The 22,502-nt window shown below is 62.3% G+C and carries 19 protein-coding genes; 15 read left to right on the forward strand and 4 right to left on the reverse strand.

Translation table 11 applies throughout. The features are described from left to right. Nucleotides 1–425: 425 nt before the first annotated feature. The 4 genes from AB4Y35_RS25165 (at nucleotide 426) to AB4Y35_RS25180 (ending at nucleotide 9,433) form a co-directional block, all read left to right on the forward strand. Entirely contained in the window at nucleotides 426–5,828 is a 5,403-nt protein-coding gene (locus tag AB4Y35_RS25165; protein WP_368706450.1) for an AAA family ATPase, read from the forward strand. Between the two features lie 89 nt (nucleotides 5,829–5,917). Next, nucleotides 5,918–8,362, forward strand: a complete 2,445-nt coding sequence (locus AB4Y35_RS25170) for a PAS domain-containing protein (RefSeq protein ID WP_368706451.1) — start codon at nucleotides 5,918–5,920, stop codon at nucleotides 8,360–8,362. Beyond that, nucleotides 8,362–8,733: a response regulator gene (locus tag AB4Y35_RS25175; protein ID WP_368694401.1), complete on the forward strand. Its 372-nt coding sequence runs from the start codon at nucleotides 8,362–8,364 to the stop codon at nucleotides 8,731–8,733. The genes AB4Y35_RS25170 and AB4Y35_RS25175 overlap by 1 nt, the downstream gene beginning before the upstream one ends. Before the next feature lie 31 nt (nucleotides 8,734–8,764). Beyond that, nucleotides 8,765–9,433: a response regulator transcription factor gene (locus AB4Y35_RS25180; RefSeq protein WP_368706452.1), complete on the forward strand. Its 669-nt coding sequence runs from the start codon at nucleotides 8,765–8,767 to the stop codon at nucleotides 9,431–9,433. Nucleotides 9,434–9,463: 30 nt separating this feature from the next. Here AB4Y35_RS25180 and AB4Y35_RS25185 read toward each other — a convergent pair whose 3' ends face one another. From AB4Y35_RS25185 to AB4Y35_RS25195, 3 genes are read right to left on the reverse strand one after another with little or no spacing between them, the layout of a single operon-like run. Continuing rightward, a complete protein-coding gene (locus tag AB4Y35_RS25185; RefSeq protein ID WP_368706453.1) occupies nucleotides 9,464–9,907 on the reverse strand; it encodes a hypothetical protein in 444 nt (147 codons plus the stop codon). After that, on the reverse strand, nucleotides 9,907–10,149 hold the full coding sequence (locus tag AB4Y35_RS25190; RefSeq protein ID WP_368706454.1) for a hypothetical protein: 243 nt from the start codon (nucleotides 10,147–10,149) through the stop codon (nucleotides 9,907–9,909). The genes AB4Y35_RS25185 and AB4Y35_RS25190 overlap by 1 nt, the downstream gene beginning before the upstream one ends. A 28-nt stretch (nucleotides 10,150–10,177) precedes the next feature. Beyond that, a complete protein-coding gene (locus AB4Y35_RS25195; protein ID WP_368706455.1) occupies nucleotides 10,178–10,723 on the reverse strand; it encodes a lecithin retinol acyltransferase family protein in 546 nt (181 codons plus the stop codon). Nucleotides 10,724–10,920: 197 nt separating this feature from the next. On the opposite strand from AB4Y35_RS25195, the gene AB4Y35_RS25200 reads away from it, so the two are divergent. The 4 genes from AB4Y35_RS25200 (at nucleotide 10,921) to AB4Y35_RS25215 (ending at nucleotide 14,280) form a co-directional block, all read left to right on the forward strand. Next, on the forward strand, nucleotides 10,921–11,451 hold the full coding sequence (locus AB4Y35_RS25200) for a potassium channel family protein (RefSeq protein ID WP_368706456.1): 531 nt from the start codon (nucleotides 10,921–10,923) through the stop codon (nucleotides 11,449–11,451). A 104-nt stretch (nucleotides 11,452–11,555) separates the two neighbouring features. Next, entirely contained in the window at nucleotides 11,556–12,950 is a 1,395-nt protein-coding gene (locus tag AB4Y35_RS25205; protein WP_368706457.1) for a cytochrome ubiquinol oxidase subunit I, read from the forward strand. 33 nt (nucleotides 12,951–12,983) lie between these two features. After that, nucleotides 12,984–13,967, forward strand: coding sequence for a cytochrome d ubiquinol oxidase subunit II (locus AB4Y35_RS25210; protein ID WP_368706458.1), 984 nt, complete (start codon nucleotides 12,984–12,986; stop codon nucleotides 13,965–13,967). A 40-nt stretch (nucleotides 13,968–14,007) separates the two neighbouring features. Beyond that, entirely contained in the window at nucleotides 14,008–14,280 is a 273-nt protein-coding gene (locus AB4Y35_RS25215; RefSeq protein ID WP_368688984.1) for a DUF3331 domain-containing protein, read from the forward strand. A 145-nt stretch (nucleotides 14,281–14,425) separates the two neighbouring features. Here AB4Y35_RS25215 and AB4Y35_RS25220 read toward each other — a convergent pair whose 3' ends face one another. Then, on the reverse strand, nucleotides 14,426–15,721 hold the full coding sequence (locus AB4Y35_RS25220; RefSeq protein ID WP_368706459.1) for an NAD(P)/FAD-dependent oxidoreductase: 1,296 nt from the start codon (nucleotides 15,719–15,721) through the stop codon (nucleotides 14,426–14,428). Between the two features lie 390 nt (nucleotides 15,722–16,111). On the opposite strand from AB4Y35_RS25220, the gene AB4Y35_RS25225 reads away from it, so the two are divergent. Genes AB4Y35_RS25225 through hmpA form a run of 7 tightly spaced genes read left to right on the forward strand, consistent with a single transcriptional unit; the run spans nucleotide 16,112 to nucleotide 22,342 of the window. Next, complete coding sequence (locus tag AB4Y35_RS25225; RefSeq protein ID WP_368706460.1) at nucleotides 16,112–16,930, forward strand: 3-hydroxyacyl-CoA dehydrogenase; 819 nt, start codon at nucleotides 16,112–16,114, stop codon at nucleotides 16,928–16,930. A 21-nt stretch (nucleotides 16,931–16,951) separates the two neighbouring features. Beyond that, nucleotides 16,952–17,914: a 3-hydroxyacyl-CoA dehydrogenase NAD-binding domain-containing protein gene (locus tag AB4Y35_RS25230; protein ID WP_368706461.1), complete on the forward strand. Its 963-nt coding sequence runs from the start codon at nucleotides 16,952–16,954 to the stop codon at nucleotides 17,912–17,914. Between the two features lie 20 nt (nucleotides 17,915–17,934). After that, nucleotides 17,935–18,099, forward strand: a complete 165-nt coding sequence (locus tag AB4Y35_RS25235; RefSeq protein WP_368706462.1) for a hypothetical protein — start codon at nucleotides 17,935–17,937, stop codon at nucleotides 18,097–18,099. Nucleotides 18,100–18,157: 58 nt separating this feature from the next. Continuing rightward, the gene (locus AB4Y35_RS25240) at nucleotides 18,158–19,009 is read left to right on the forward strand and encodes an enoyl-CoA hydratase-related protein (protein ID WP_368706463.1); all 852 of its coding nucleotides are present in this window, start codon (nucleotides 18,158–18,160) and stop codon (nucleotides 19,007–19,009) included. Then, nucleotides 18,931–20,265, forward strand: a complete 1,335-nt coding sequence (locus AB4Y35_RS25245; protein WP_368706464.1) for a CaiB/BaiF CoA transferase family protein — start codon at nucleotides 18,931–18,933, stop codon at nucleotides 20,263–20,265. Before AB4Y35_RS25240 ends, AB4Y35_RS25245 begins: the two co-directional genes overlap by 79 nt. Nucleotides 20,266–20,296: 31 nt before the next feature. Further along, entirely contained in the window at nucleotides 20,297–21,085 is a 789-nt protein-coding gene (locus AB4Y35_RS25250) for an enoyl-CoA hydratase (protein ID WP_368706465.1), read from the forward strand. 39 nt (nucleotides 21,086–21,124) lie between these two features. Beyond that, nucleotides 21,125–22,342: an NO-inducible flavohemoprotein gene (hmpA, locus tag AB4Y35_RS25255; protein ID WP_368706466.1), complete on the forward strand. Its 1,218-nt coding sequence runs from the start codon at nucleotides 21,125–21,127 to the stop codon at nucleotides 22,340–22,342. The last annotated feature ends 160 nt before the right edge of the window (nucleotides 22,343–22,502 follow it).

The raw sequence follows: 22,502 nt of genomic DNA on the forward strand, positions 1-22,502 counted from the left end.
GGCGCCGCCTCATCCCACGCGGCGAAATAAATGCTCAACGGCCGAGAATATTTATGTAAGCTTTGACTGTATCCGGTAGCACGCAAGGGCGTTGCGCACAGCTCGCACGATCGACTCCCCTCACTATAAATGCACGCGTTGCCGCGGCATTGAAGGAACAGCTCGGCGCTTCGCCTCGCGAGTTTTCGAGTTTTCCCGTGCTCAAGTGCATTGACGCATCTGCTACCATTCGAATCGACAGTCCAGCGGCATAACTTCAAAAAATATGGACTATGACATGGCGTTGCGTAGCACGCAGAAGCGGAATCTGAATCCATAAGCGACTCATTCAGAGCATGTCATCTGAGACTCGGTCCAACTCGATTGCAGATAGCAGCCAGGTGTTATGGGAGGATGGCGACCGGGTCTTTTCCCGTGCGTGGCGCTTGAGCCTGGACGGCGCGCAGACTTCGGTCATGGAGTTGCGGCTTTCCGCCGCCGGCCACACACCCGCGAGCCTCGAACGCCTCGCGCACGAATACCAATTGAAAGACGAGCTTTCCGCCGATTGGGCCGTGCAGCCGCTCGAACTCGTGCAGGATGGCAGTCAAATCGTACTGGTGCTCGAGGATTCGGGCGCCGCTCCGCTCGACCGGCTGATTGGCTCGCCGCTTCGGCTAGAACGCTTCCTGCAACTCGCCATCGATATCGTTGCTGCGCTGGGCAAGGCTCATCAGCGCGGTCTCATTCACAAGGACATCAAGCCGACGCATATCCTGGTGAACGACGCAACGGGCGAGGTCAGGCTCACCGGCTTCGGTATCGCGTCGCGACTTCCGCGCGAACGCCAGGGCCCGGAACATCCGGAATTGATCGCGGGAACCCTCGCCTACATGGCGCCGGAGCAGACCGGCCGGATGAACCGGTCGATCGATTCGCGCAGCGATCTTTACGCGCTCGGAGTCACGTTGTACGAGTTGTTGACCGGAACCCTTCCTTTCACTGCGCTGGACCCGCTGGAATGGGTGCATTGCCACATCGCGCGGCAGCCCGCTGCGCCGGACGAGCGCGCCAAAGGCATCCCTGCCCCGCTCTCGGCCATCGTTATGAAGCTGTTGTCGAAACCCGCCGAGGATCGCTATCAAACTGCGAGCGGCCTGGAGTGGGACCTCAGGAGGTGCCTGGCGGAATGGGAAGCCGCCCGTCAAATCGCGCCTTTCCCACTCGGAACGCACGATACGACCCGACAGCTCCTGATTCCCGAAAAGCTCTATGGGCGCCGCCTGGAAATCGCGACGCTTCTGGATGCCTTCGAGCGCGTCGCCACGCAAGGCACGCGGGAACTGGTCCTCGTGTCCGGCTATTCGGGCATTGGCAAGTCGTCCGTCGTCAACGAATTGCACAAGGTTATCGTGCTGCCCCGCGGGATCTTCATCTCGGGAAAGTTCGACCTGCGCCTGCGGGACGTTCCCTACTCCACCCTGGCTCAGGCATTCGCCGAGTTGATCCGACAAATCCTGAACGACCAGAATGCCAACGTCGCGCGTTGGCGCGACGCGATCGAAGAAGCCGTTGGCCAGCACGGAAGGTTGCTAACCGATCTGATCCCCGAACTCGCCAGCCTGATCGGACCACAGCCCCCTGTTCCCGCCCTCTCGCCGCTCGAAACCCAGTTGCGGTTTCAATCCGTCTTTCAAAAGTTCGTTAGCGTGTTCGCGCGCGCGGAGCATCCGCTCGCCATTTTCGTCGACGACCTCCAGTGGCTCGATCCGGCCACCTTGACCGTGGTCGAATATCTGATCACGCATGCCCAGACGCGCCACCTGCTATTGATCGGCGCGTATCGCGACAACGAAGTCGCGCCCGGGCATCCCTTGTTGAGTACGCTCGGTTCGATTCGCAAGGCCGGAACGGCGGTGAACAAGATCGCACTCGGGCCGCTCTCGCCGCATGATTTCAGCGAGTTGCTTTGCGACGCTTTCAGATGCACGCGCGAGCAAGCCTTGCCTCTGGCTATGCTGGTTCACCGGAAAACCGGCGGCAATCCATTCTTTGCGGGCCAGTTTCTGACGAATCTCGCGGAGGAAGGTCTCCTCGAGTTCGAGTCGAATTCGGCCTCGTGGCGCTGGAATCTCGAACACATCGACGCAAAAGGCTTCACCGAAAACGTCGTGGATCTGATGATCCGCAGGCTGCAGCGGCTTTCGCCCACCGCGCAGGACGCGTTGATGCTGCTTGTCTGTCTCGGCAGCCAGGCCGACGTCGGCACTCTCGCGAGCGTCTGGGGCGGCTCCGAGGCCAAGGTCAACGCGGATTTCGCCGACGCCGTCCGGGCCGGCGCGATCATCTCAATGGAGCGCAGCTTCAGGTTCGTGCATGACCGGGTGCAAGAAGCCGCGTATGCGCTGATCCCGCCCGCTGCGCGCGCCGGGCATCACTTGCGCATCGGCCGCCTGCTGTTGTCGCGTCTCGACGACGCGGACATTTCGGCCAGGATTTTCGATCTCGTGAACCAGCTGAATCCTGGCTGCGAGCTGATGATCGAGCGGCCTGAACGACATCGCGTAGCCGCCCTCAACCTCGAAGCCGCGAAAAAGGCGAAAGCCTCCACCGCTTACCGCTCGGCCTGCAATTATCTGGCGACCGCTGCGACGCTGCTTTCGCAGCAAGGATGGGACGATTGTTACGAGCTAACCTTCAGCGTCTGGTTCGAGCGGGCTGACTGCGAGTTTCTTCTCTCCCACCTCGACGAGGCTACTGAATGGATCGATGAAATATTGCTTCGAGCGCGATCGAAGATCCACCGCGCCGAAGCTTACCGGCTCAGGATGGTCCTGCAGCTGGTGACCGGCGATAATGCGTCCGCAGTCAGGACCGCCCGCGAATGCCTGGGCATGTTCGATATCGACTTGCCCGATCATCCTGCGGATAACGAAGTATCGGCGGAGTATGAAGCCGTCTGGGCGCATCTCCGCGCGCGCCCGATCGAAAGCCTTGTTGACCTCGCGATGATGGAAGACCCGGAGATGCGGGAGGTCATGAACATCTTCCACATGCTCGGGCAGACGGCCTACTTCACCGACATCAACCTCGCCCAGACAATTGCGTGCCGAATGGTCGCCATCACGCTGCAATACGGCACAACCGATTCGGCTGTCATCGCCTATGCGTTCATTTCCATCCTGCTGGGCCCGTTCTTCCATCGATACCAGGAGGGCGAAGCGTTCGCCCGACTGGCAGTCGCAGTGGCGGAGAAGCACCGCTTCTCCACTCAAAATGTGGCCGCACATTTCTTCATGCAAATGGCGGTTCTCTGGACGCAACCGATCGAAGTCGCATTAGGGTGCGTCGATACTGCCATTCGGTATGCGCAAGAGACAGGCGAGGTCATCTATGCCAGCTTCAGTCTCGAACATCGGCTAACGGATCTTCTGACGCACGGCGTCCACCTCGACGAGGCGTGGCTCGAATCGATCAAGGCCGTTGCGTTCGTCGAGCGAATCAACTTCCGGCACGTGCACGATATTCTCACGGGCATCCAGCAATTCATTCAGAGGCTTCGCGGGCGCTCGGGCGACCAGACGGTCATCGAAGACGCGACGATTGAAGCGCAAATCACGGAAAGCGGTATTGCCGTGGTCAACTGCTTCTACTGGATTTTGCGGGTGCAGCGCCACTATCTGTTGGGCGAGCACGAGAAGGCGCTCGCGTGTGCCGCCCGGGTCAAGCCGATTCTTTGGTCCGCACGCTGCCACCTCCAGTTCTCCAACTACTGCCTTTACTATTCGCTTGCACTCGCTGCCGTTCACAACACGTCGTCGAGCGAGCGACAAGCCGCGATCGAAGCCGATATCGCCGCAAACATTCAGGCATTCGAAAGATGGGCGCAAAGCGGTCCGGTCACGTTCGCGCACAAGCATCTGCTGCTGCGCGCGGAACTGGCCCGTCTGAAAGGAGACGCCATACAGGCCATGCGGCTTTACGAGGATGCCGCGCGCCTGGCAGGCGAGCGAGGCTTCGTTCAGGATCAGGCGCTGGCCAACGAGCTGGCCGGGCAGTGCTGCCTCGCCGCCGGCCTCGAGCGCGGCGCGCACGCCTATTTGCGCGAGGCGCGGGACTGTTATTCGCAATGGGGCGCACACGGCAAAATCGAACAGCTGGAACAGCGCTATCCCTTGAGCAAGCCCGAAGCGACGTCTGTCTCGCGCGTGACTATCGAGGAGTACGCCGAGCAACTGGATGTCGCGACAATCGTGAAGACGGCTCAGGCAATTACAGGCGAAATGGTGCTTGAGAATCTGATCAAATCCCTGATGGTGACCGCGGTCGAGCACGCTGGTGCCGAACGCGGCTTGTTGATCCTTCCGCAGGGCGCCCACCTGCGCATCGAGGCCGAAGCCACGACACAAGGCGGCCAGGTCGTCGTGCAGTTACCGCGACAGTCGCCGGGCCTGGCCACGCTGCCCGAGTCGCTCCTGCACTACGTCGCGAGCACGCGCGAGCCCGTCATCATCGACGACGCATCTGCCGAAAACCGCTTTTCCGCCGATCCCTATATCCGCCAGATACGCGCGCGTTCCGTCCTTTGCCTGCCGTTGCTCAAGCAGGCCAGGCTGATCGGCGTCCTCTACCTCGAGAACAACCTCGCGTCGGGCGTTTTTGCCCCGAAGCGCATCGCCATGTTGAAGCTGCTCGCCTCGCAGGCGGCGATTGCACTGGAAAACGCCGGCCTGTACCGCGATCTCGCAGAACGTGAAGCGAAGATCCGCCGCCTCGTCGACGCCAACATCGTCGGCATCGTGATTGGGAATGTCGAGGGTCACATACTCGAAGCCAACGACGCGTTCCTCCGTATGCTGGGATACGACCGTGACGATCTGCAGCGTGGGAATCTCAGCTGGAGGGACCTCACGCCGCCCGAGTGGGTCGAGCGCGGCAGACTGGCGTGGGACGAACTGGAGAAAAGCGGGATCTTGCAGCCCTACGAGAAAGAATACTTCCGCAAGGATGGCAGCCGCGTGCCGGTACTGATCGGCATTGCCATGCTGGGCGAGAACGCGGCTCAAGCTATCGCGTTTGTGCTCGATCTGAGCGAGCTGAAACGGGCGGAAGCGCAGGCGCGCCAAATGCAGCTCGAGCTTGCCCATGCAAACCGCGTCACGGCCATTGGGCAGCTCGCGGCGTCGATTAGCCACGAAATGAAGCAACCGATCGCAGCGACGGCAGTCAATGCGTCAACGGGTTTGCGCTGCCTCGAGATCGATCCGCCCAACGTCGGCGAGGCCCGCCAGGCGTTCGATCGTATCGTTCGTGACACGAGGCGGGCAAGCGAAGTGATCAAGCGGATTCATGGCCTCGTCGTCAAGGCCCCGACGACCAGCGAGATCCTGCAGATCAACGAGGCGATTCGCGAGGTCCTCGCGCTCGCGTCCAGCGAAGCGAACCGGAACGGCGTTTCCGTGCGGCTGCAGCTTACGGAAGCGTTACCGCCCATCAAAGGCGACCGGGTGCAAATCCAGCAGGTGATGCTGAACCTTATTATCAATGCAATCGACGCGATGAGCGCGGTTGAAGACGGGCCGCGGGAATTGACGATCAGCACCGCCATGGATGAGCCGGACGCCGTCCTCGTGGCGGTGCGCGATTGCGGCCCGGGTATCGCTCCGGAGAACATCGAGCGCCTCTTTGAGCCGTTTTATACGACGAAGGCTAGCGGGATGGGTATGGGGCTCTCGATATGCCACTCGATCGTCAAGGCGCATGGCGGCCGGTTGTGGGCGAGCGCCAACGTCCCCCGCGGCGCGCTCTTTCGGTTCACGTTGCCGGTCAACCTCGCCGATACTTCGTAAGCCGCCCCAAAACCGACACCAAGGTATATTGACTCCCCGTTCCCAAAAGCCGATTGTTGAAGCGTCAGGCGCGCCGCAAAGGGACGGAGATGGACAACGAACTCAGTCAGACTGTGGATGCGCTCCCGGGGCTGGTATGGACTGCCTTTCCCGATGGCCGCATCGAGTTCGTCAATCGACGCTGGTGCGAATATACCGGGCTTTCCGTGAGCCAGGCGGCGGGCGAAGGCTGGCAGACGGCGTTCCACCCCGACGACCAGCCCGCGCTGCTCGAAGCATGGCGGACCGTCGTCGCCTCCGGCGAGCAAGGCGAGGCGGAAGCGCGAATGCGCCGCTTCGATGGCACGTATCGCTGGTTTGCATGCCGGGCCAGTCCGATTACCGATGCGGCCGGCAAAGTCGTAAAGTGGTGCGGGATCAACTCGGACATCGAGGACCGTAAGCAGACCGAAGCGGCACTGCGCGCGCAAGAGCAGCGCTTTGAGTTGATCGTCGATAGCCTCCCCACCCGGGTCGTCCTTTTTGCACCCGACGGTGACGTGTTGCACGCCAACCGCCATACGCTCGAATACGCCGATGTGACCCTCGACGAGTTGCGAGCGTGGAAGACCAATGGCCTGACCCACCCGGACGATCGGGACGCTGTGATCGCGCGGTTTCATGCGTCGATCAGCACCGGCGATCCCTATGACGCGGAGTCGCGCCATCGCGGCGCCGATGGCGGCTACCGATGGTTTCGCGTGCAGGGCTTTCCGTTGCGTGACAGCGAGAGGCGAATCGCCCTCTGGTATTTCCTTCAGACGGATATCGACGACCGCAAGCGAGCGGAGGCGCTGCTTGCGGGCGAGAATCGCCTGCTCGAAATGATCGCCACGGGGCAGGCGTTGCCAACCGTGCTCGAGGCGTTGTGCCGGCTCGTCGAAGAGATCGCGAGTGATTGCGTTTGCAGAGTCACCTTTCAGGATGCCCACGGCACGGCGTGCCGGCACCTGGGGTCCCCCGGCCTGCCTAAGCGCTTGCTCCCACGTCCTGGTGCACGTGCCGCCTCGCATGACTCTGGCCCACTCGGCATGGCGGTGTCTCTCAAGGCACAGGTGATCGTGCCCGATGTCGCATCAGACGTACGCTGGACCAGGGCGTGGCGGGAGCGCAGCCTCGCGCACGGACTGCGGTCCTGCTGGGCGACACCGGTCCTGTCGCGTACCAACGAAGTGCTCGGAACATTCACCCTGTTTCGGTCTGATACCGGCAATCCCACACCTCTGCAGCATGAGCTGATCGCACAGCTCACGCACATTGCGAGCATCGCCATTGAACGGGCACACAGCATCGCGGCACGTCAGCAAGCCGACGAGCGCTTACGGCAAAGCGCGGCGCTGATGACCAAAGTGGAGCAGCTCAGCTCGAGCGGCAGCTTTTGCTGGTGCCCGCAGACCGGCTCGATCACGTGGTCGGAGCAGCTGTATGGCATCTTCGGCATCGAACCCGGCGTGCCGATTACGTTGGACATGATTGCGGCGCGCTTCCACCCCGGCGACCGTCTCATACTCGATGAAATGATCGAGCGGGCGCAAGCAGGCAAGGATCTGGAGTTCGAACACCGCCTGCTGCTGCCCGACGGCTCGGTCAGGCACATTCACATCCAGGCACACCCCACGCGCGACTCACAAGGCGGCCTTGATTACATCGGCGCCGCCCAGGACATGACAGAACGCCGGGACTCCGAGGGCGCGCTCCTCGCGCTGCGCGCCGAACTGGCGCATCTGAGCCGGGTCAATAGCCAGGGCGCCTTGACGGCTTCGATCGCGCACGAAATCAACCAGCCGCTGGCCGGCATCGTAACCAACGCCAGCACAGGACTGCGCATGCTGAGTGCGCAGCCGCCCAATGTCGAAGGCGCGCTCGAGACCGTACGGCGCACGATCCGTGACGGGCACCGGGCGTCCGAGGTGATGGCCCGCCTGCGTGCGCTGTTCAGCAAGAAGGCCGTGGCGACGGAGGCAGTCGATCTGGTCGAAGCCACACACGAGGTGATCGAACTGCTGCAGTGCGAGATTCGCAACAAGCGGATCGTGCTCCATGTGAAGGCGGCCAACGACCTGCCGCCGGTCGCCGGAGACAGGATCCAGCTCCAGCAAGTGGTGCTGAGCCTGCTTCTCAACGCCGTGGAAGCGATGAGCGGTGTCGATGAACGCCCACGGCAGATGCGGGTGAGCATCGAGCGCGACGATGGCGGCTGCGTGCGCCTCGCCGTGACCGATTCCGGCGTGGGCATCGACCCGCAACACGCGGCCAAGCTCTTCGATCCGTTTTTTACGACGACGCGCGAAGACATGGGCATCGGTTTGTCTGTGAGCCGCCGCATCATCGAGAGTCACGGCGGCCGCCTGTGGGCCTCGTCCAACGCCGACCCGGGCGCCACATTTACGTTTTCCATCCCGCTTACGACGGACAGCGCGGCCGCTGCCCGCCGGCCCGTACCGACGGGTCAGCCCGCGCGTTCAGACGCTGAGCAGACCGAAAGGAACCTGTGATGGCCGAACGCCCGCTAATCGCAGTGGTAGACGATGACCAATCAGTGCGCGAATCGCTGCCCGACCTGCTGCGCGTGTTCGGCTTCACAGCACGGGCTTTTGCGTCGGGAGAGGAGTTCCTGGCATCTGGCTGTGCCGGCGAAGCGCACTGCCTGATCCTCGACGTCGCCATGCCCGGCATGTCCGGCCAGGACCTGCAGCACGAGCTCGCACGGCGCCAGCAAGCCGTTCCGATCGTCTTCATCACGGCGCATGGAGACGAGGCACTGCGCCCACACATGCTCGAACAGGGCGCCGTGGACTGTCTGTTCAAACCCTTTAGCGACACCGCCCTGCTCGGGGCGATCCAGGCCGCGCTCAAGGTCGAGTGATTCCTTTCGGGGCCTGTGAATGGAGTTCGTAATGACATCCGCACACGCAGTTGAATTCGCATCGAAATCGTCGTCGCCGCAAGCCGCGCCGGTCGTCTTCGTCGTCGACGACGATGTCTCGGTGCGCGAGTCGCTCGAAGCCATGATCCGCTTTGCGGGTCTCAGGGCGGAGACCTACGCTTGCGCTCAGGACTTCCTCGGACGCCCGCGCGCGATGGTCCCGAACTGCCTCGTGCTCGACGTGAGCCTTCCCGACCTGAGCGGCCTCGACTTGCAGAACCTCATCGCATCCGAGCGCACCGACATGCCGATCATCTTCATCACCGGTTACGGCGACGTGCCGATGACGGTGCGGGCCATGAAAGCCGGAGCAGCCGAATTTCTCACCAAGCCATTTGACGATCAGGTTCTGCTCGATGCCATCCGGCACGCCATCGAGCGCAGCCGCGCGGCATTGAGCAAGGAAGCCGGCATGCAGTCGATCCGCGAGCGCTACACGTCGCTCAGCCGACGCGAGCGGGAAGTCATGGCGCTGGTGGTTTCGGGATTGCTGAACAAGCAGGTGGGCGCGGAACTGGGCATCAGCGAGATCACGGTGAAGGTGCACCGCCGGCACGTCATGCGCAAGATGGACGCCCGCTCGCTCGCCGAACTGGTCAACATTGCGGGAAAACTGCACGCTGAGGGCGCATCCGCGTGAGTGCCGCGTCAGCGCACCCAGGAGCGTTCGTCAGACCTGATTCGGGTCGTTAGCCGACGCGATTGCGAACGCGACAACGCATGCGGTCTTGACAATGCACTCGACCGACGAGACGAGCGCTATGGCAACGCTGTGCGCGTACTCGAGAGGCAACGCCGGCGCTACGGCCAACACACTCGCCGCGCAAATGAAAACGAAGACGTGACGGGTAAAGCGCACGCGGACGATGGCGGCAAAACCGGTGAGGCACACGAGTGCCTTCGAAACCAGCACCGCGAGCAGTGAGGTCGAGCTGATCGATCCGCTGAGTTCCAGCGGCGTCTCGATCAGTACCCAGCAACAGACCGCAACGACAGACAGCTTGAATGGGCGCCCGGCTCCGGACACCAGGTCGCCGGCATCCGCCCGGAATCCCGACAACATCCCATGCCTGCCGCGAGCGCGCTTCGTCAGATTGCCAGAGCCGTAATTCATCACGCAGTCCTCCACACGGACATGGCCGGCCGAGCTTGCGCGGGCGGATACACATTCCACGATCCATCGTCGTGACGGAAAAAGAAGATCGACAGCAGACCGCCGGGGCGCACCGCCTCGATACACACGCAGCGCCGATGCCTCCGGGTATGGCGAACCCGCACGACATGTGCGGGCATTGCAGGCGTGGGCGCGAGCCACTTCTCGACGGCCCAGTGCAGCGTCATTTCGGTCGGGCTCATGGTGGCCTCCTTCGCGTCGTTGTCTACATCAAGGTTGGGTAACAGGATTCGCGGCGACCGCGGCGTGACCGGTTTTGCTCCGGTTGCCGATGAAGGTGCTCACGAGACACAGCAGCGCGTGAACGCCCGCGAACGGATGTCTGAGGCATGCATTGACCTGTTCGCTGCGGCTCTCACCGAGCACGCACCAGGTGCAGAAGTGCTCGCAGTTATTGGTCAACAGGCGATAGCGGTTTTCGCCGAGCCGCGAGCGGGCGCGCAACACGGCGTGCGCGCCCGTATATCTCGTAGGCTCACGCGAGCGCACAGAAACGGTGTGCCCATCGGCGAACTGCTCGATTGGGACTTCTTCGACTGGGCCGCGGTAAACGGACTTCACGAAACCCGCGTAGTGAATGACCATGCCGCTTCCGACATAAATGCCGTGATGCTCGTAGCCGTGGCGTTTCGTGACCAGGTGGGCACCGAGCGCGAGTTCGCCGTTCGATCCATCAAGTGAGACATCCGCAGGCGTACAAGCGGCCGTGCATCGTGGGTCACGTTTACTGCCTGATTGGCGGCGGTCTCGGTCCATGGCTTTGCTCCAGCTCCGGCGGGTGTCGGCATGCGAATCAATCTAGGGGGTGCCCGGACGAGCCGCAATTACACCTTGGGTTCAAGCCGCGCCATTACAGGCATGCGCGGGTGCGGCTAACACCATCGTGCAATGGCGCCCCGCACCGCCTTCGGCCTACCGTTCACTTTGCGGATGAAGCCTTCTGGAGTTGATCCATGCACGAGCGAGTCAGGCATTCCACGCATGCCCCACTGAAGGCTAGCCACGTATTCGAAGAGTTTGCGAGGACCCTCTGGTATCTGCGTGCACCGCTTGCAGCGCTATTTGTGCTGTTTCTACTGCTATCGGCTGCCATGTACTACGCCGGCGGCCCAATCGATACGGGGAGCAGGACGCCATCCGCGTTTGGGGACACCCTCTACTTCTGCACGATCACCGCACTCACGATCGGTTACGGCGACGTGGTGCCCACCACGCTCCTCGGCCGGATCGATTCGGTATTGATCGGCGTGCAAGGGGTACTGGTGACGAGTATGGTCACCGCCGCATTCGTTCGCGCTGTTCAGGAGGCAGCGCGCCGCGCCCACGCAGAAGACGAGCCCGGGGTCCCACGCAGCGGCCAACGCTCCAGCACGGGCGAAAACCAGCCGCCCCATCCGGAATTCACGGCTGAGGCCGACACTCGCCCAGCAGGTCGGGAGCGTTGCGGCCAGCAGGACGGCTGCGTTACACCATCGTGCAATTGAGCCGCACACCCCCGCTGCCTAAAGTGGCTCTGCACGGGCAACGTCTGCCAACGCTGGCGTTGCTCAAATGCAGCCATTCGCACACCGTAACGGGAAAGGCCATCATGCTCACTGACGTACTCCACCTTTCGCGAGCCCAGTTCGCGATGACGACGATTTTCCACATCGTGTGGCCGATCCTCACTATCAGCCTCTCCGCATTCCTGCTGCTCATCGAAACACTATGGATCCGTACTGGCGACGTGATGTACTACCGCCATGCGCGCTACTGGAGCAAGCTGCTCGCGCTGAACTTCGCCGTCGGCGTGGTCACCGGTATTCCACTGGAATTTCAGTTCGGCACCAACTGGTCTGGCTTTGCGCAGTACAGTGGCCAGTTCGTCGGCAACATCCTGGGTTTCGAAGGCGCGATGGCGTTCATGCTCGAAGCCGGATTCGTCGGCGTGATGATGCTCGGCTGGGGGCGCGTGCCGCGTGGCGTCCACCTCTTTGCCACAGCGATGGTATCGCTTGGGTCGAGCATTTCCGCATTCTGGATCATGGTCGCCAATTCGTGGATGCAAACGCCCGCCGGTTTCGCCGTCATCAATGGCAGGATCGTCGTGACAGACTACCTTGCGGCCATCTTCAACCCCGACATGGTATGGGCCGTCTCGCACATGTGGACGGCCGCGATCGAAACCGGCATGTTCGTGATCGCCGGCATCTCCGCGTACCACCTGTTCCGCCAACGGCACGCCGAATTCTTTGCGCGTTCGTTCAAGGTCGCACTGGCCGTGCTCGTCTTCATTGCACCGCTTCAGGTTTGGCTGGGAGACTCGAGCGGCACCAGCGTGTTCGCCACGCAACCCGCGAAAGGCGCCGCAATCGAAGGTCACTGGCAGACCAACAAGCCCGGCACGGGCGCCGCCTGGTCGCTCGTTGCGTGGCCCGATCAGCAAAAACAGCGTAACGACTGGTCAATCGAAGTACCGGGACTCCTGAGCATCCTCGGCACGCACACGCTGCACGGACGCGTTTCGGGTCTCACGGACTTCCCCCGCGCCGACCAGCCGCCCATGGTGCCGCTTCTCTACTACGCGTTCCGCTTGATGGCCGGCATCGGCTTCGCGTTCATGCTGCTCGCGTTCTGGACCGCATACGCACTGCATAAGGCGCGCGGCAGTCTCGAGCGCCTTGTCGCGCAACGCAAGCTCCTGCTCGCGTGGGTGCTGTGCATCCCGCTGCCCTACGTCGCTGTCGAGGCCGGATGGATCGTGCGCGAGGTAGGACGCCAGCCATGGGTTGTGTATGGCCTGCTGCGGACGAGTCAAGCCGTATCGGCGGTACCCGCTTCGTCCGTCACGGCCAGCATGGCGATGTTCTTCGCTTTCGACGTCGTGTTGCTCATCACATTCTTCCTTCTCGCGCGGCGTTGGCTAAAGAACGGCCCCGATCTCACGGCCACACCGCCCGCGACCACCATCGTCCCGCCTCAACCGGCGGCGACCGAATACTGAAACTTCGTTCTCCAACCGAAAGGAGATGGTTCGATGGACAGCACGACTCATACCCTGCTCACCCTCACGTGGTTCGGCCTGATCGGCCTGATGCTGGTCTTTTACGTCGTGACGGACGGATTCGATCTCGGCGTAGGCATGCTCACGCTGCTGAGCAGAAAGCGCGAGGACCACGACGTGATGATTCAGACCATCGGTCACGTGTGGGACGCCAACGAAACATGGCTGGTCGTGGTCGGCGGCGGCCTGTTCGGCGCGTTTCCCGCGGCCTACGCGATCCTGATGCAAGCGCTTTATCTGCCCGTCATGGCGATGATCGCCGGACTGATCATGCGGGGCGCTGCCATTGAATTCCGTCACAGTTCGCAGCACGGAAGGCTATGGGACACCGTGTTCGGCGTGGGCAGCCTCGTCGCGGCCATCTCGCAGGGCATCGTACTCGGCAAGGTGATCACGGGCTTCCTGCCTGATGGCCCCAGCACCGCGTTCATCACGGTGACAGCCGTTGGGGTTGTCAGCGGCTATGCCCTGCTCGGCGCGACCTGGCTCGTGAGGAAGGCGGCGGGCCCGATCCAGCGTTGGGCGCGACGGCTGGCCGTGGTGAGCGCGCAGTTCACCGTGGCTGCCGCAATCGTTCTCACCGCAGCGACCTGGTTTGGCGGCGTGGCGGTCCATGCCCGCTGGTTCCAGCCGGGCGTCCTCGCCCCCCTTGCGGTACTTGGCGCGCTCGCGGTCCTCTCGTTCGTGTGGCTCCTCGCGTCGCTCTATCGCGGACGAGAGCGCCAGCCCTTCCGGGCGGCGGTGACGCTCTTCATGGTGTCGTTCGCCGGCCTTGCCATCAGCCTCTATCCGGACTTCATACCTGGTCGGCTGACGATCTGGCAAGCGGCATCGGACACGCTGACCCTTGCGTTCATGTTGATCGGGATTGGCCTCGTGTTCCCTGTGATGATCGGCTACAACCTGTACCAGTACGCGGTTTTCCGCGGCAAGGTGATCGACACGACCCGCGCGTGAAGGTACGCGAATTGAAACGACTCGATTCCAGGAGCAATCCATGAAGACGAGAGAGTACGCCGCGGCAGACACCGCACAAGTCCAGATCGAAATCCTCGAACGGTCTGAAAACATACTCGTCATTCGCTGGGTAGAGCCCGGACGATGCCATTATGGCGAGCAGCGCTGGCGTCGCCGCCATGCGCGCGCGTCTGGCGTGTGCGTTGTGTCTCGACGCACAATCCGTCGCGGCGATGCAGTCTTTCGTCCCGCCGAACGCCCTGCCCCTTCGAACGCAGCGGCGATGATCGCCGTGGAAGCGTTCGGCTATTGAGCGCGCCGTTGCGTGAAATCCGGATTCATCTCCTCATCAGCGACGCTGCGCTGCAGCGTCGTTTCCCCAGACAACTTGCATCGAAGAATAAAAAGCCGCTCAAAAGAGCGGCAAATATGCAAGGCTGTAGTGCCACGAAATCCCGTCAAGCGAGCCGGATATCCGGTTGAGCCAGCCCGTTGATCTGTTCGGCCGTCCAGAGCAGCGTCGCCCGGCGAAAACCGTGCAGCGCCTGCTGATGGCGTCGGTACAGCATCGCGTGGCTCAGCTGAGCGAGTTTGCCCCGGATGAGCCCCCCGGGAAACAAGCCAAAGCGCCCCAGCGTGCCAAAGGAGTCATACTCGCTCAGCGACACCAGCGAACCGAAATCCCGGAATGCGAAGCCCGGAAGCGGCTTGTCGTAACGGATCCATTCCGGCAGATGGCGCGCCAGGTGCTCCGCCTGTTGAGCAGCGACCTGCGCAGTAGGAGGCAGCGGACGCTGCGCACCTTCCGGAGTCAGTGAAGCGCAATCGCCGAGCGCGAAAATATTTTCGTCGTGTAGCGACTGCAGCGTGCCCGACACCACGATCTGGTTCGCCCGGTTGGTTTCGAGGCCCGCTAGCCGGTTCATGAAATCAGGCGCCTTCACACCGGCAGCCCACACCATCAAATCCGCTTCGGCAAGCTTCCCGTCTCCGTAACGCAGGCCGCCCGGTTCAACGGCGGAAACGCCCGTCGAGGTCATGACGCGAAAACCAATCTTTTCGAGTCGCTGCTGGCTCGCTGACGAGATCTCCGGCGGGAAGGCGGGAAGCACACGTGGTCCGGCTTCGAGCAGCGTCAAACTCAGCCTCTCCCGGATCGCGGGATCGCCATAGCCGGCCGCAAGCTCGAAAAGGTGACTGAGTTCGGCAGACAACTCCACCCCGGTCGCGCCGGCGCCCACGATTGCCACCCTGAGTCCCTCATCCTTGACCACAGAACGAAGAGAACGCTCGCGCAACGCCACGTTGAATGCCTCTGCCTGCTGCTGGCTGTCGATCAGATGGCAATGCTCCATGACTCCGGGCACGCCAAAGTCGTTCGCACGGCTGCCTATGCACAGCAGCAGCACGTCGTATGGCACGGTTCGCGGCTCGAGCATCAATCCGCCCTCGTGCGCCTCGATCGCCGCAAGCTGGACTTCACGCCTTTGCCGGTCCAGTCCGCACATCTCACCCGGTTGATACGTGAAGCCGTGTTCACGTGCATGAGAGAGATAGATCACGCGCTGCTGATTCACATCGCGCGTGCCTGCCGCAATGGTGTGCAGCATCGGTTTCCAGATATGCGTGGGGCTTCGGTCGATCAGCGTGACGCTCGCCGCACCCGAACGGCCCAGCCCGTCGCCAAGCCTGGTTGCAAGCAGAATCCCGGCGATTCCCCCACCTACGATAACGATACGACCTGGTTTTTTCATGGCAAGCACTCAATGAATGTAGAACGATTTCCAATACGTGCCGATGGCAACGCACTGGTTGGGCAATCGCGCCCGCGCCAATGAGATCCATCGGTACCTGCGCAACTTAGGGTATGCAGCAATCAGCTGCAATTACACCTTGGGCGCAGGATTGAACGAACCTTTCCACTTGCACCAAGGTGTCGTTACACCATCGTGCAATTGAGCCGCGCGCCGATGCCTCATAAAGTTGGTGTCCATGAGCAAGGTCTTTCCGAAATCGACATCGCTCAAACCTGGTAAGGATGCCAAATGACTATGAATCGCACCATCTCAAGCAACGGTTCTCAGGGAACGATTACCTCGGGACGATTGTTTGTCCTTGAATTGAGCAGCAACTCGATTCATTCGATGAATCCGGACGGCAGCGACCGCAAGATGATCGTCACAGATTGCCGCCTACCCGACGGCATCGCAGTGGATGCGGAGGCCGGTCACATCTACTGGACCAACATGGGCAGTTCCCTGAGCGCCGATGACGGCTCGATCGAACGCGCCGACCTCGACGGCAGCAACCGCGTGGTCATCGTCGCGCAAGGCGTCACGCATACGCCGAAGCAGCTCCAGCTCGACAAGGACGGCGCCAGGCTCTATTGGTGCGACCGCGAAGGCATGCGTGTGATGCGCGCCAACTGCGACGGCTCGCAAGTCGAAACGCTGGTCGAGTCCGGCCGAGGCGACAACGACCGGCACGACCAGAACAAGTGGTGCGTCGGCGTCGCCGTCGATCGCAAGGCAGGGAAGCTGTACTGGACGCAAAAGGGCCCGGACAACGGCGACCAGGGCCGTATCTTCCGCGCGAACCTGGAGATTCCGAAGGGCGAAGATCCGGCCACCCGCTCCGACATCGAAGTGCTGTTCGACCATCTGCCGGAACCGATCGACCTCGAGTTCGACAGCGCGAACCGCGTCCTTTACTGGACGGACCGCGGTGATCCCCCGCGCGGCAACACGGTCAATCGCGCCCCGGTCGACGCAGCGACGACGCCCGAGATCGTGATCAGCCACCTGCTGGAAGGCATCGGCATCACCCTCGACGTGGCCGGTAACCGCATGTTCGTTACGGATCTGGGCGGCTCGGTCTATTCCGCGCAGCTCGACGGCAGCAACCTGCGCAACTTCCTCTATGCCCAAGGCAATCTCACCGGCGTTGCCTTCGCCGAAGTCTGACCCGTACATCGGAGAAATCACATGACTGAAACCAAACCCATTCGCCGCGTCGCCATCATCGGCACGGGCGTGATCGGCGCGAGCTGGGCCGCGCTGTTTCTCGCCAAAGGATTGCATGTCGTGGCTACCGACATCGCGCCGAACGCAGAAGCGTCATTGAGAAAATTCGTGGAGTCCGCATGGCCTGCGCTCACGAGATTGGGCCTCACGCCCGGGGCGTCGCTCGCTAACCTCACGTTCACGCCCGTGCTCGATCAAGCACTCGCCGGCGCGGATCTGGTACAGGAAAACGGACCCGAGCGAATCGATTTCAAGCAGAAGCTCTATGGGCAACTCGACGAACTGTTGCATCCCGACGTGATCATTGCATCCAGCTCGTCGGGGCTCACCATGAGCGAAATCCAGAAAGGCGCCGCGACCCATCCCGAGCGCTGCGTCATCGCGCATCCGTTCAACCCGCCCCACTTGATCCCGCTCGTCGAGATCGTCGGCGGTGCGAAGACCTCGGAAGCGACCATCCAGCGCGTGGCGGACTTCTATACGTCGATCGGGCAGCGCACGGTGCGGGTCAACAAGGAAATGCCCGGCCACGTCGCAAACCGGCTTCAGGCCGCATTGGCACGCGAGGTGTACTACCTCGTCGCCGAGGGCGTGGTGAGCGCCGCCGATGTGGACACGGCCCTCTCCTGGGGCCCGGGTCTGCGCTGGGGCGTAATGGGCAACATGATGCTCAACCATCTTGGCGGCGGCCCTGGCGGCATCGAGCACTTCTTCCAGCAGTTCAGCGGCCCCATGACCGCCTGGTGGAAGACCCTCGGCACGCCGGTTCTGAGCCCCGACGTACAAAAGAAGCTTGTCGACAGCGTTCACGCCGAGACCGGGTCGCGCTCCATCGAGACGCTGGAGGCACAGCGCGATGAAGTTCTGCTCGGTCTACTCGAACTGCGTCGTAATGTTCGCAGTCCGGATAAATACCAATCGTGAGATTTAGCTGCGTATCCCCCGTGAAAACGACGGATGGGCCGCCCATCATGCTGTTCGGTCTCACGATGATGGAAATGGCGCGGGTCGATGCGTCGCTCGCGCCCTTCTTCGGCGTCCATACGCGCCTCGCGATGCAGAACCTGATCGTCGGCAAGGCGATCACCGGGTTCAGCGCGTTCATTTAATACCGCAGGCGTGACGGTGAGATCCACGTCGTCACGCCAACGATATGGAAAACTAATCATGTCATCGACAACCGTGGTGGACTCGTCTTCACCCCGAGCAGTGCTTGATACCTCACCGGCAGAAGTCGTAACGCTCGCAAATGTCCTGTACGAAAAGCGCGATGCGATCGCTTACGTAAGCGTGAACCGACCCAAAGTGCTCAATGCCCTGAGCACGCAGACATGGAGGGATCTGCGAACGGCTTTCGAGGCGGCACGCGAGGACGCTGCCGTGCGCGGCGTGATTCTCACCGGCGCGGGGGACAAGGCATTCATCGCCGGCGCCGACATCAGCGAGCTGGCGCACGCGAGCGCGATCGAAGCGGAGCAGTCGAGCCGCTTTGGGCAAGCCGTGCTCGACTTGATCGAGAACCTTGGCAAGCCCGTGGTCGCGGCGATCAACGGCTTCGCACTCGGCGGCGGCTGCGAAACAGCCATGGCGTGCACCCTACGCATTGCCGCGGAGCACGCAAAGCTTGGCCAGCCCGAGGTCAAGCTCGGCTTGTTGCCCGGCGGCGGCGGCACGCAGCGGCTGCCGCGCCTCGTCGGCAAGGGCCGCGCACTTCAACTCATTCTGTCCGCGGAGCCGATCAGCGCACAGGAAGCCTGGCGCATCGGACTCGTCAACGAGGTCGTTCCGGCGGCCGATCTCATTGGACGCGCTGAAGCCATCCTGAAGACGATCGCCTCGAACGCCCCCGTCGCCGTGAAGCTATCGCTCGAAGCGGTGAACAAGGGACTGGACGCGGGTCAGAGCGAGGGTCTCGCCCTCGAAGCCTCCTGCTTCGGACTGTGCGCCGGGACAGAGGACAAAAGGGAGGGCACGTCTGCCTTCCTCGAAAAACGCGCCCCGCAGTTCCTGGGACGATGAAACAAGCGCCACGATTCAGGAGAGATTCAATGGCAAGCGACAACATTTTTGCTGGACTCAAAGTGGTTGACTTTTCCAGCTTCGTCGCGGCGCCGGGCGCCGCCGTCATCCTGTCGGACTTCGGCGCCGACGTCATCAAAGTCGAACCACCGGGCGGCGACCCGTGGCGACATGGGCACAAGATCGCGCCACAGCCGGCGGCGGACGAACCGTATCAATGGCATCTGGCCAACCGCAACAAGCGCAGCATGACGCTGAACCTGAAGTCGCCCGGCGCGCAGCAGGTCCTCCAGCAGCTTGTCGCGTGGGCGGATGTGTTCATCGTCAATACGCCCCACCCCGCGCGCAAGAAACTCAAGCTCGAATACGACGACGTGATGCGCTGGAACCCGCGTCTGATTTATGCGGATCTCACCGGCTTTGGCGAAAGCGGGCCGGATGCGGAAATGCCCGGCTTCGATATCACGGCGTTCTGGGCCCGTAGCGGCCTGCTCTCCATGACGCGCGATGCCGGCGCACCGCCGACCTGGCCCGTGGCCGGCAGCGGCGACAACGCAACAGCGCTCGGAATCTACGCCGCGATCGTCACCGCGCTATTCCGGCGCGAGCGCACAGGTACTGGTTCTTACGTCACGACTTCCCTCCTTGCCTCAGGTGTCTGGTCGGCGAGCGTCGCTATCCAGGCCGCGTTGGCCGGCGCGAAGTTCGCTCCGCCACACGATCGCAAGCATCCCGCGAATGCGGCGCTCAACGTGTACCGCGCCGCCGACGGCACCTGGTTCGTTCTCGTCGTGACACCCGACAAGCTGGCCGCAGTCGCGAACGCCATCGGCCGCCCGGATCTGCTGAACGATGAACGGTTTTCCGACCCGGCGCAGCTGGCTTCGAATATGCCGCAACTCACAGCGGTTCTCGACGATGTGTTCGGCGCGCAACCGATGACTCACTGGCACGACGTATTCAGTGGCGCACACGTCACGTATGGCGAGGTGCGCGGACCTCAGGAGGTCATCGACGATCCGCAGTTGCGCGCAAACGATGTCATCGTTCCGCTCGAAGGTGCAGGCGGCAAGCTGACTTCGACGATCAGCAATCCGATTCAGGTGCATGGCGTTGCCAAGGTGCCGGCGCGGCGCGCGCCCGATCTTGGTGAGCATAACGAAGCGATCCTCCGCGAGTTGGGATTCGATGCGAAGGACATTGACAGCTTGCGCGAAACCGGCACGGTGCCGAGCATCAACACGCAAGTCGCTTGACACAAGCGCGGCAGAAAGTTTGGAGCAACCCATGAGTGACATCATTACCGAATCGACTGACGACGGCGTTCTTCGCGTCGCGTTCAATCGTCCCGAGAAGAAAAACGCCATGACGGGCGATATGTACTCGCGCCTCGCGGATATCCTCAACGAAGCCTCCGGAAACGACGCAGTCCGCGTTGTGCTCTGGCACGGCATTGGACAGTCGTTCTGCGCGGGCAACGACATCGGGGACTTTCTCGATCGTCCGCCCAAGCCGGGCGACTTTCCACAGGGCCGCCTGATGGAGGCGCTCATCGCGTTCGACAAGCCAATCGTCGTGGCTGTGCAAGGCGCGGCGGTCGGCAGCGGAACGACCATGCTGACTCACTGCGATTTCGTCTACGCGGGCGAAGGCGCAAAGTTTTTGATGCCGTTCATCAATCTTGGCCTGGTACCGGAATTCGGATCGAGCTTTTCGATACCCGCTCGCGTGGGTCATCTCAGGGCGGCAGAGTTGTTCCTGCTGGGTGAGCCCTTCACTGCCCAGCGAGCGGTGGAGTTGGGCCTCGCGACTCGTGTGGTGCCCGACGGCGATCTGCTCGCGACCGCCACAGCAACGGCCCGGAAGCTCGCTGCAAAACCGGGTGGCGCGCTGCTGGCCAGCAAACGACTGATCAAGCAGGCTGCTATCGACCCGCTCAACGAGGCGGTGACCGCTGAAAACCAGGAGTTCATGGTGCGGGTTGGCTCGGCAGAGGCGAAGGAAGCGCTATCGGCTTTCCTCGAGAAACGTCCGCCTGATTTCACGAAGATTCCAAAGCAACCGGTGGCCAAGTAGTCCTTGCCTCCAACGACCCCACTTTTGAGCGAGATTCATATGTTGACCGACAGCCAACGCGACATCATCAAGGCCACCGTTCCGCTGCTGGAATCGGGCGGCGAAGCCCTGACACGATACTTCTACAAGCTCATGCTCGACGGGTATCCGCAGGTGCGCCCGCTGTTCAACCAGACTCACCAGGCCAGCGGCTCCCAGCAACGGGCGCTTGCCAACGCCGTCCTCACATACGCGCGCAACATCGACCACCTCGAGGCGCTTGGCCCGCTTGCGACTCGTATCGTCAGCAAGCACGTTGCGCTACAAATCCAGCCCGAGCACTACCCGATCGTGGGCACCTGCCTGCTGCGCGCCATTCGGGAGGTGCTGGGTCCGGACGTTGCGACCGACGCAGTCATCGAGGCATGGGGTGTGGCGTACCAGCAGCTTGCCGATATGCTGATGAGCGCCGAGCGTCAAGCTTACGACGCGCTGGCCAGCGCGCCGGGCGGATGGCGAGGCGAGCGCGCATTCCGCGTGGTGCGCAAAGTCAAGGAGAGCGAAGAGATCTCCTCGTTCTATCTGGAGCCGCTCGATGGCGGCGCCTTGCTCGATTTCGCGCCTGGCCAGTACATCGGGCTTCGTCTGAACGTGAACGGCGAAGAACTCCGCCGGAATTATTCGCTCTCCGCAGCACCTAACGGACATAGCTACCGGATCAGCGTCAAACGCGAGCCCAACGGCGTCGCATCGAACTACCTGCACGACGAGGTTCGCGAAGCAAGCGTGTTACAGCTCTTTCCGCCTGCTGGAGAATTCACCCTCCGCGATAGTGACCGGCCGCTTGTACTGATCAGTGGGGGCGTGGGTATCACACCAACGCTGGCCATGGCGCAAGCGGCTCTGGACGGCAACAAGCGGGACGTCGTTTTCATCCACTATGCGCGCAACGCGCTGGTGCATGCCTTCGCCGATGTACTCAAGGCGTGGCATGCCCGCTTTCCGCGGCTGAAGTCTTACGTCGTCTATGAAGAGACTGAAGCACGGGGGGCGCTAGTCTCCGACGGGCAGGTCCCCGACGAGCATGTTCCCGACGGAGTGGGCCGGCCAACCCTGGAGCAATTGCGACAGTGGCTTCCGCCCGCCGACGACCTCGACGCCTACTTCCTGGGTCCGAAACCGTTCATGGCTTTCATCAAGCGCTCACTGCACGAACTGGGCGTACCCGAGGAGAGAAGTCGATACGAGTTCTTTGGCCCCGCCGAAGCGCTGAATTGAGCTTCGATACGGCGGGCCACTGTTGAGCCGGCCGAACCGATGTTGGTCTCGGCCAGCCGTTGCCCGGCAAATTGCCAGGCTAACAAGTCGGGCTGTGCTGTGCGCGCGAGAAGGCCGCCGTTCGATCGGGCCGCTGTGAGCATCGCGGGGTTCCCATCGT

The organism is Paraburkholderia sp. EG286A (genome assembly GCF_040965375.1).
Lineage (GTDB): Bacteria > Pseudomonadota > Gammaproteobacteria > Burkholderiales > Burkholderiaceae > Paraburkholderia.

Bases quoted from the DNA above. Each gene is read 5' to 3' on its own strand.
- AB4Y35_RS25190 (WP_368706454.1), bottom strand. From the start codon at position 10,149: ATGAGCCCGACCGAAATGACGCTGCACTGGGCCGTCGAGAAGTGGCTC.
- hmpA (WP_368706466.1), top strand. From the start codon at position 21,125: ATGTTGACCGACAGCCAACGCGACATCATCAAGGCCACCGTTCCGCTG.
- AB4Y35_RS25170 (WP_368706451.1), top strand. From the start codon at position 5,918: ATGGACAACGAACTCAGTCAGACTGTGGATGCGCTCCCGGGGCTGGTA.
- AB4Y35_RS25175 (WP_368694401.1), top strand. From the start codon at position 8,362: ATGGCCGAACGCCCGCTAATCGCAGTGGTAGACGATGACCAATCAGTG.
- AB4Y35_RS25250 (WP_368706465.1), top strand. From the start codon at position 20,297: ATGAGTGACATCATTACCGAATCGACTGACGACGGCGTTCTTCGCGTC.
- AB4Y35_RS25185 (WP_368706453.1), bottom strand. From the start codon at position 9,907: ATGAATTACGGCTCTGGCAATCTGACGAAGCGCGCTCGCGGCAGGCAT.
- AB4Y35_RS25195 (WP_368706455.1), bottom strand. From the start codon at position 10,723: ATGGACCGAGACCGCCGCCAATCAGGCAGTAAACGTGACCCACGATGC.
- AB4Y35_RS25200 (WP_368706456.1), top strand. From the start codon at position 10,921: ATGCACGAGCGAGTCAGGCATTCCACGCATGCCCCACTGAAGGCTAGC.
- AB4Y35_RS25215 (WP_368688984.1), top strand. From the start codon at position 14,008: ATGAAGACGAGAGAGTACGCCGCGGCAGACACCGCACAAGTCCAGATC.
- AB4Y35_RS25225 (WP_368706460.1), top strand. From the start codon at position 16,112: ATGAATCCGGACGGCAGCGACCGCAAGATGATCGTCACAGATTGCCGC.
- AB4Y35_RS25240 (WP_368706463.1), top strand. From the start codon at position 18,158: ATGTCATCGACAACCGTGGTGGACTCGTCTTCACCCCGAGCAGTGCTT.
- AB4Y35_RS25230 (WP_368706461.1), top strand. From the start codon at position 16,952: ATGACTGAAACCAAACCCATTCGCCGCGTCGCCATCATCGGCACGGGC.
- AB4Y35_RS25220 (WP_368706459.1), bottom strand. From the start codon at position 15,721: ATGAAAAAACCAGGTCGTATCGTTATCGTAGGTGGGGGAATCGCCGGG.
- AB4Y35_RS25210 (WP_368706458.1), top strand. From the start codon at position 12,984: ATGGACAGCACGACTCATACCCTGCTCACCCTCACGTGGTTCGGCCTG.
- AB4Y35_RS25205 (WP_368706457.1), top strand. From the start codon at position 11,556: ATGCTCACTGACGTACTCCACCTTTCGCGAGCCCAGTTCGCGATGACG.
- AB4Y35_RS25180 (WP_368706452.1), top strand. From the start codon at position 8,765: ATGACATCCGCACACGCAGTTGAATTCGCATCGAAATCGTCGTCGCCG.